The sequence below is a fragment of the Trueperella bonasi genome, assembly GCF_030811535.1.
Taxonomy (GTDB): Bacteria; Actinomycetota; Actinomycetes; order Actinomycetales; family Actinomycetaceae; genus Trueperella; species Trueperella bonasi.
In genome coordinates, this window is record NZ_JAUSQX010000001.1 from 1,894,720 (window position 1) to 1,903,164 (window position 8,445).

Annotated in this window: 7 protein-coding genes; 5 read left to right on the forward strand and 2 right to left on the reverse strand. The window is 54.4% G+C overall.

Annotation, left to right across the window (positions count from 1 at the left end; translation table 11 throughout):
• Positions 1 to 15: 15 nt before the first annotated feature.
• Genes secD through J2S70_RS08765 form a run of 4 tightly spaced genes read left to right on the forward strand, consistent with a single transcriptional unit; the run spans position 16 to position 5,916 of the window.
• Complete coding sequence (gene secD / locus J2S70_RS08750; protein WP_307683332.1) at positions 16 to 1,914, forward strand: protein translocase subunit SecD; 1,899 nt, start codon at positions 16 to 18, stop codon at positions 1,912 to 1,914.
• Positions 1,914 to 3,014 (forward strand): protein translocase subunit SecF, encoded by a 1,101-nt coding sequence (secF, locus tag J2S70_RS08755; protein ID WP_307683333.1) that lies wholly within the window; start codon positions 1,914 to 1,916, stop codon positions 3,012 to 3,014. Before secD ends, secF begins: the two co-directional genes overlap by 1 nt.
• The gene (locus tag J2S70_RS08760) at positions 3,011 to 3,565 is read left to right on the forward strand and encodes an adenine phosphoribosyltransferase (protein ID WP_307683334.1); all 555 of its coding nucleotides are present in this window, start codon (positions 3,011 to 3,013) and stop codon (positions 3,563 to 3,565) included. Before secF ends, J2S70_RS08760 begins: the two co-directional genes overlap by 4 nt.
• A 47-nt stretch (positions 3,566 to 3,612) precedes the next feature.
• Positions 3,613 to 5,916, forward strand: a complete 2,304-nt coding sequence (locus J2S70_RS08765) for a RelA/SpoT family protein (protein ID WP_307683335.1) — start codon at positions 3,613 to 3,615, stop codon at positions 5,914 to 5,916.
• Here J2S70_RS08765 and J2S70_RS08770 read toward each other — a convergent pair.
• Together J2S70_RS08770 and J2S70_RS08775 are read right to left on the reverse strand one after the other, a co-directional pair.
• Positions 5,864 to 6,373, reverse strand: a complete 510-nt coding sequence (locus tag J2S70_RS08770; protein ID WP_307683336.1) for a hypothetical protein — start codon at positions 6,371 to 6,373, stop codon at positions 5,864 to 5,866. The genes J2S70_RS08765 and J2S70_RS08770 overlap by 53 nt on opposite strands.
• A 92-nt stretch (positions 6,374 to 6,465) precedes the next feature.
• Entirely contained in the window at positions 6,466 to 7,968 is a 1,503-nt protein-coding gene (locus tag J2S70_RS08775; RefSeq protein ID WP_307683337.1) for a DUF349 domain-containing protein, read from the reverse strand.
• A 140-nt stretch (positions 7,969 to 8,108) separates the two neighbouring features.
• Between J2S70_RS08775 and J2S70_RS08780 the strand changes: the two genes are divergently transcribed.
• Positions 8,109 to 8,445 (forward strand): MBL fold metallo-hydrolase (locus tag J2S70_RS08780; RefSeq protein WP_307683338.1); only part of this gene is annotated, 337 nt, incomplete at its 3' end.

Sequence of the window (8,445 nt, forward strand, 5' to 3'; positions counted from 1 at the left end):
CCCTAAGGACTCGCAGTGTCGCTGCCTTATCAGGACGAGGACGATGGCCCAAGACCACTTCGGCGTTTACTTGTTCTTGCCATTCTCTTGCTGGCGCTTGTCGGCTCGCTGATTGCCGGATCTGTGACGACAGGAAATTCGCGTTTCACGCCTGATTTAGCGTTGGATTTAGAGGGTGGAACGCAAATTATTTTGACGCCGGTCACCACCGACGGTTCAGATGTAACCAGCCAAGACATCCGTGAAGCAATTAATATTATTCGTCAACGTGTGGATGCCACCGGCGTCGCAGAAGCGGAGATCACAGCCCAAGGCGGATCGAATATCATCGTGGCCCTACCCGGCCAGCCGAGCCAGGAAACACTCGATTTGGTGCGCACCTCGGCCGTCTTGCGGATGCGGCCCTCGTTGACGGCGCTCGGTCCGGCGCCGCTTGATGCCGCTGCCGTTGTGAACGCGCTTGGTGCTGACGGCGAAAATCTTGACCCGGCCACGATGACAGCCGAAGAAGTTGACGCGGCAATCCGCAAGCTTGCCGATGTTGATGGTGATGGCCAGCTGGCAACCGAGCCCGTTCAAGAGCCAGCACATGCCTCTGATCAGGCGTGGATAACCGAACAGCTACTCTACGAGGCGTACACACTCGATTGCAGGGTTCCGGATTCTCGATCGGCCGCCGAAACAGACAACCCGAACACGGCTATCGTTGCCTGCGATCCAGAAAACAAGTCAAAACACCTTCTTGGCCCTGCCGAGCTGGACGGCACCAATCTGAATACGGCATCTTCTTCTCCCGCAGTGAATTCTCAGGGTGTACCCACCGGTGGATGGGCTGTTAACATGTCCTTCGATGACGAGGGTGGGAAGATTTTCGCTGACGTGACAAGCAGGCTTGCCGGTTTACAGTATCCACAAAATGCGTTTGCAGCGGTGCTAGATGGAAGAGTCATCTCATTCGCGACCGTCCAATTCCCAATCACTGGCGGCGAAGCTCAAATTACAGGTAACTTTGACGCGGATGAAGCCTCCTCACTTGCAAATCAGCTCAAATTTGGTTCTTTGCCGCTACAATTTGAGGTCCAATCCGAAGAACAGATCTCGGCAACCTTGGGTTCGGAACAACTGACTTCGGGGCTGATTGCTGGTCTTGGTGGCCTAGTGTTAATAATCGCCTACCTGATCTGGCAATACCACGGTCTTGGGCTTATCGCGGTGGGTTCCATTCTGCTGTCAACCGGCACGTCTTATCTCATCATCTCGCTCTTATCGTGGACTATGGGGTATCGCCTATCTATGGCAGGCGTGCTCGGAATTATCATCTCAATTGGGGTGACGGCCGATTCATTCATCGTCTACTTCGAACGTATCCGAGATGAGATCCGGGACGGCCGATCGATTCCATCTGCTGTTCAATACGGCTGGCACCGAGCTAAACGTACGATTATTATTTCGGACTTCGTTAACCTTGTGGCGGCAGTCGTACTCTACTTCCTGACTGTGGGATCAGTGCGTGGTTTCGCCTTCACGCTCGGAGTCACCACCTTGCTCGATCTGTTCATTGTCACAATGTTTACCTATCCGCTTATGACGCTTCTTTCCAAGACTGCCTTCTTTGGGCAGGGCAAACGTGGCTCTGGAATGGACCGAATCAAACTTGAAGCCACACCGCGTTACCGCGGCCGAAGCATTCCAAGTCGCACCAAGCCTCAAGCGACGAAGGCCAAAGCGATGGTCACCTCCGAAGGGGTTGAGATTCACGACTACGAGTTGCCGGATTCGCGGTTTACTGACGCTGGTGCGCCGGGATTCCACCGTTCGAATCTTGAACCGGGCGAATCACTGGCGAAGAAGCGTGCGCGCGAACGACGAAAAGCTCGCGACGCTGAGCGTTTAGTGCAGGGGGAGGAGGCGTAATGTCTATGTATTCGATTGGTAATGACCTCTACACCGGAAAGCGTTCGCTAGACATTGTTGGGCGGCGCAAGATTGGTTTTTCGGTGGCGATCCTACTCGTTATCGTCTCTATTGCAGCGTTTATCATTCGTGAGCCGAATCTCGGTATTGAGTTTCGGGGCGGTTCCCAGTTCACGATCTCTGGAACGCAGACGTTAGAGCATAAGCCCGCCTACGACGTCGTCGCTGAAGTTTCTAATTCTGTACCGCGCGTTTCAAACGTAGGACAGAACTCGGTCCGCGTCCAGACACAGGAATTGGACGATCAAGCTACACAGCAGGTGCGTGAAGCATTAGCCCAGGCTTATGACGTGGAAGTCAGTGACGTGACCTCAACATTTATCGGGCCGTCGTGGGGGCAGGACATCCTTGCCCAGGCCCTGCGAGCGATGATCATCTTTATGGTCGCAATCTCGGTGATTCTGATTGCGTACTTTAGATCTTGGACGATTGCAGTCGGTGCCATCGGAGCGCTCTTCCATGACTTCGTCGTCACTCTCGGCGTTTATTGGATCCTCGGGCTTGAAATCTCACCGGCAACCGTCATCGGCCTTCTCACGATCATGGGTTATTCGCTCTACGATACCGTCGTCGTGTTTGACAAGGTGCGCGAAAACACTACTGAGCTCACGGAACAATACGAGCTAACTTACGCCGAGGAAGCTAATCTCGCAATCAACCAGACCCTCATTCGCTCACTCAATACTTCTGTTACAGGGCTCTTGCCGGTTATTGCAGTACTCGTGATCGGCGTGTGGATCCTTGGGGCCGATACGCTCCGGGATCTATCGCTCGTCATGTTCGTCGGGATGTTGCTGTCTGCCATTTCTTCTATTTTTGTCGCAGCGCCACTCGCTGTCGCTCTCGCTGAAAGAAACCCAAATATTCGCGCGCATACGCAAGAAGTTTTGGCCCGTAGAACCAAGGATGATCCAACAGCTGAAACCGAATCGAATGAAGGTGAGCTATCCGGTACCATGGCGAGTGAACGTGTAGCAGGTGGCCACCGTGGCCAGTCATCTCAACCTAAACGGCAGAAGAAAAAGAGGAAAAAGCGATGAAGGGTGATACCTTGTTTCCGCAGGACACCGTCGAACTTGTCAAATCACACGTTCGAGAAGTTAATGACTTTCCGGCGCGCGGCGTACTATTTCGCGATATTACTCCACTCATCGCCGATGGAACTGCCTTCTCATCTTTGATTGAAATTCTGGCTGATCGGTATCGAGATAAGTGCGACGCCGTTGCAGGGCTAGAATCACGTGGTTTCATCCTCGGCGCCCCGCTCGCCCACGCACTGGGAGTTGGCATGCTGACAGTTCGCAAAGCCGGCCGTCTACCGGGCCCCGTCGTCGGTGTTAACTACGATCTGGAATACGGATCGGCGCGCATGGAACTACAGCCCTTCACGGTGGAAGATGGCATGCGGGTTCTCGTGATTGACGATGTCCTTGCTACCGGAGGTACGGCCGGTGCGGCCTTCCATCTGATCGAGCAGGCGGGCGGTGAGCCAGCCGCGCTGTGCGTGCTCTTAGAGCTATCGGAGCTGGGCGGGCGTGAATATCTGGCTGAGCGTTACGACTACGCGGTGGAGTCTGTCATTACCTACTAGGGAGGCTGCTGGCGTGACTCGGCGCCAGCTTAGCGTATAATCCCTTCATGGATACTCATCCGGTTCGAGAACAAGAACCACGAATTCGCTCGAGGCTTTCGTGGCTTGGACGCAGAAACGACACGCCTGCGCTCCTTGAGCCGCTCATGCGCGCAATCGGTGCCCGCAAGCTCGATAAGGAACGCATCACGCGAGCGTATTTCACCGCTGAGACGGCGCACGAGGGGCAAATGCGAAAATCGGGTGAGCCTTACATCACCCACCCTGTAGCTGTGGCAACGATCCTCGCCGAACTTGGAATGGATGAAGACACCCTTGTTGCCGCTCTTTTACACGATACCGTGGAAGATACGAGTTACTCACTCGCTCAGCTTGAACGCGACTATGGCAAGACAGTAGCACTACTCGTCAACGGAGTGACGAAACTTGACAAGGTGGAATACGGGGAAGCTGCCCAAGCGGAAACTGTGCGCAAAATGGTCATTGCGATGGCCCAGGACATCCGGGTCCTCCTTATCAAGCTCGGAGATAGGCTCCATAACGCACGAACTTGGAAATATGTCCCTCCCGCATCGGCCCAAAAGAAGGCACGTGAAACGCTCGAAATCTATGCCCCGTTAGCTCATCGGTTGGGAATGAATTCGATTAAATGGGAGCTAGAAGACCGATCGTTCAAAGAGCTGTATCCGGCTGTTTACTCCGAAATTGAACGAATGGTGCAGGAGCGGAGTCCAGAACGCGAACGCTACATTGACCAAATGAAGGCCGAGCTTGAAAAAGAGCTATCCAAAGCGAAGATCAAGTGCACCATTTCTGGACGCCCGAAACACTATTATTCGATCTACCAGAAAATGATCTTGCGAGGCCGTGATTTCGAGGATATTTACGACCTGATCGGTGTGCGCGTACTCGTCGGAGAAATTCAAGACTGCTATACGGCCCTCGGGATCGCTAATTCACTCTACGTGCCGGTGCAAGGGCGCATCAAGGACTATATCGCCTCACCGAAGTTCAATTTGTATCAGTCGATTCACACGACTGTACTTGGCCCAGGCTCAAAGACTGTGGAAATTCAGATCCGTACCTATGACATGCATAAGCGGGCCGAATTTGGTGTCGCGGCTCACTGGCGGTATAAAGAAAATCCGAGTTCGGCAAAAATTGATGATAGCGCGCAGGCAGACACCCAATTAGAGTGGCTTCGCCAACTTGTGGACTGGCAACGTGAAACTGCCGATCCGAAAGAATTCCTCGACTCGCTGCGCTACGAGATGTCAGGCTCACAAGTTTATGTTTTCACGCCAATGGGCGAAGTTTTGGAGCTTGCCAAAGGCGCAACACCGGTCGATTTCGCCTACGCGGTCCACACTGAGATCGGCCATCGAACGGTCGGCGCTAAGGTCAATGACAGGCTTGTCACACTGGACCACCAGCTCGAATCGGGTGACACGGTCGAGATCATCACCACCAAGGCCGAAGACGCGGGCCCCTCTCAAGGGTGGCAAGAATTTGTTGCAACAGCGCGAGCCCGTTCCAAGATCCGTGCCTGGTTTACTAAATCCCGCCGCGAGGAAGCTATTGAACTCGGCAAGGAAAAACTTGCGAAAGCAATCAAGCGAAAGAATGAACCGGTTCAGCGGCTCATGTCACATGAGACACTGAAGGCAGTCGCTCAGGATTTTTCCCGATCCGATGTGACCGAACTATATTCGGCAATTGGCGAGGGAACAATTTCTGCTGAAACCGTTGTGCGCCGCCTGATTTCTAGTCAAGGTGGGCGTGCCGGCGTCGAAGAAACGATGGCAGAAGCGGTTACCCCAACCCGAATTCAGCACCAACAAATCGGTGCTACGTCTTCGGCTGTCATAGTTTCGGAAATGGCGCAAACCGACGTTTTAGTTAAACTTGCAAAGTGCTGTACGCCGGTGCCACCAGACGAAATAGTCGGTTTCGTTACCCGGGGTAGGGGTATTTCAGTCCACCGCAGCGATTGCAGAAACATGCGTTCCTTGCGGCGCGAGCCGGATCGTTTCATTGAAATTGACTGGGCTGAGGATGCCGATAGCAACGTCTTCCTTGTTCAAATACAGATCGAAGGGCTTGATCGCAAAGGTTTGCTTGCCGACATCACACGCGCACTGGCCGAGCACGATATCAATATGCTGACCGGTTCGATGAACACCTCCAACGAGCGGGTGGCTCGGTTAAACTTCACATTCGAAATGGCTGATCCGCGCCATCTCCAGCAGGTCTTACGCGAAATTCGCAAGATTGAGGGAGTTTATGATGCCTATAGAATTACCGGCTCGGAAAAGAATTCGGTGTGCCAAGATTCCGAGGCAACTGCCTAAGAATTTTTCTGACGCGAACGATTCCAGCTAGCGATCGTTGGCGCGCCAGACGTTCAACAGCCGCGACATTGCTACCTGCGCGAATCAGCGCACACAGGTATTCGATCCCGTGTTCTTCGCCGTCTATGAGCAGGTCGATCGCCGTGCGCTCAATATTCGTAAGTTTCTGGCCACCACGAACTACGACGTCGTCGGCACAAACGCTGCGCGCAACTGAAATCTTGCGGGCGAGCGGCAGCGTGTGTAGTCCCGTGTGAATCCACAGCGCGGCTTCGCGATCGAGAATTTTCTCGGAATACTTGATGGCCAGCACACTGCCTCGTTCGGCGGGGGAGCGGCACAGGTCAACTCCGACGAAACCGACTGTTCCAAGCTCGACCATAAGCCCGTCTTTTACACAGCTATATCCGCCGTGCCAATCGGAAACACTATCCGGTTCAAATACGTAAAGCCCCATGACTCCTAGGGAATCATTGAAGTCTTAGACCGCGGCATGGTTAGCCACAGCTGTGGATAGGCGTGCACTTTCTGGTCTAGGCCGCTATGGAGTCAGGACTCTTGGACTGCGGCAAGCCAAGCTTTGCGTGCTTCCAGAGCGGTTTCCAATTCTTTTAGTTTCTTATCGTTACCAGCAGCCTGGGCTTGTGCGATTTCCCCTTCGAGCTCATCGATCAGCTTTTGCAGCTGCTCGGCCATTCCAGCTGAGCGCTCATCCTTTTCTGGATCAGACTTAGCCCACTGCTGCTCTTCAGCACTACGAATTTGGTTTTCGATATCGCGCAACCGGCCTTCAGTACGCTGGATATCAGCGCGCGGAACACGACCGATCGCATCCCACTTGTCCCCAATCGCACGGATCTGTTGTTTCGCGAATTCAACATTTGTGACGGGCAGCAGTTTCTCCGCTTCAACAAGCAGCTCTAACTTCAGGTCGCGATTCTTGGTAAATTCCTCGTCAAGCTGGCTGTTATAAGCGTTACGAGCCTCGTAGAAACGATTCTGTGCGGCGGAAAACCGCTCCCACAGTGCATCATCGTCGCGCTTGTTCGTCCTCCCGGCGCGCTTCCACTCGTTCATGAGATCACGGAATTGCCCAGAAGTAGGGCCCCAATCTGTCGAATCTTGGATCGCCTCAGCCCGAGCAATAATATCTTCTTTACGTGCCGTGACTTCTTTACGTTCGGCGTCCTTCTGCGAGAAGAATTGGCGCCTATGCCGATCGAAGGTTGTTCGTGCGGAAGAAAACCTCTTCCATAGCTGTTCTTCCACAGGCCGATCAATACGGGCCGAGTTTCGCTGCGCATGCTTCCACTGGTCAAGAAGATCAGAAAGTACCTGACGTGAATTCTTCCAGTGGGTCTTTTGCGGATCCTGTGCCGCGACTGCCTCTGCCGCCTCGACAATCGCCGTTCTTTCCGCAAGCGCGCGCTCCTTTGCGGCTTCGCGTTCGGCCTTGACTTCGGCACGCCGCTGGTCCACTGTACCTTCGAGCGCGTCCACCCGGTGGCGTAGCGCCTCAACGTCTCCAACCACCGCTGGTTCCTTGAGCTGGTCCTGCAGTGACTTCAAAGATGCGCTGATTTCATCGGGTCCGATATGCGGGATGCGCGCTTCGAGCAGGCTCACCTGGTTTTCAAGATCGAGGTATCGGCGTACATAGAGGCCGAGGGCGTCTTTTTCGGTGCCGTCAACGGCGTATTGACCGACGATTCGTTCCGATTCTAAACCGGAAGCCCGCAGCCACACGTTACCCTCGGCGTCAACGCGACCCCATTTGGCCGCTTCCGCCGCGGCGGCGTCGTCAATATCGGGAAGTGGTGCGGCCACGCGTGCCGGAGATGGGCGCTTGGCTAGCGGGGGAGTCGGCACCGGAGTCACGGATTCTTCCACCTTCGTGGAATTTGCCGATTCCTGTGGTTGAGCGGCGCCTTTCGGCTCGTGTTGTTCCGTGCCCACCACGTTGTGAGTTTCGATATCCGCATCGGCCCTATTCGCATCGTCCACATGAGGTGGAATCTTGGGCTGGTCAGATTTGTTTGTGGGCTCGGTCATGAGTTTCTCCTCAGTAGACGGGGTATGGCACCGTACACGTTGTCACGGGTATTCTACGCGCTTATGCGGTTATTTTGGTTGTTGTTCGAAATTGCCAACAGGCCAAAGTCTACGCGAGTGTTTTCAGGTAGCGTGGAGCTATGATTTTCTTGCGCTACAGCGAAACTTATCTTGAAGCCAACACCTACGTTCTTGCCGACGACGAGGCGCGCCAGGCACTCGTCGTCGATACCGGCGCCGGATCTCATGACTGGATAAAACAAGCTCTGGCCGATCGGAACCTCGCTCTTGGCGCTGTCCTGCTCACCCACGGGCACGCCGACCACGTATGGGACGTTGCCGCAGTAGCGGGCGAAGCACCCGTATACCTGCCCAAGCCGGATATGTACCGGATGGAAAACCCGATCGGAATGTCACCGGCTGATCCAACTCGAGATTTGGTGCTATCACGCCTTGGCTTTCAACCGTGGACCACAC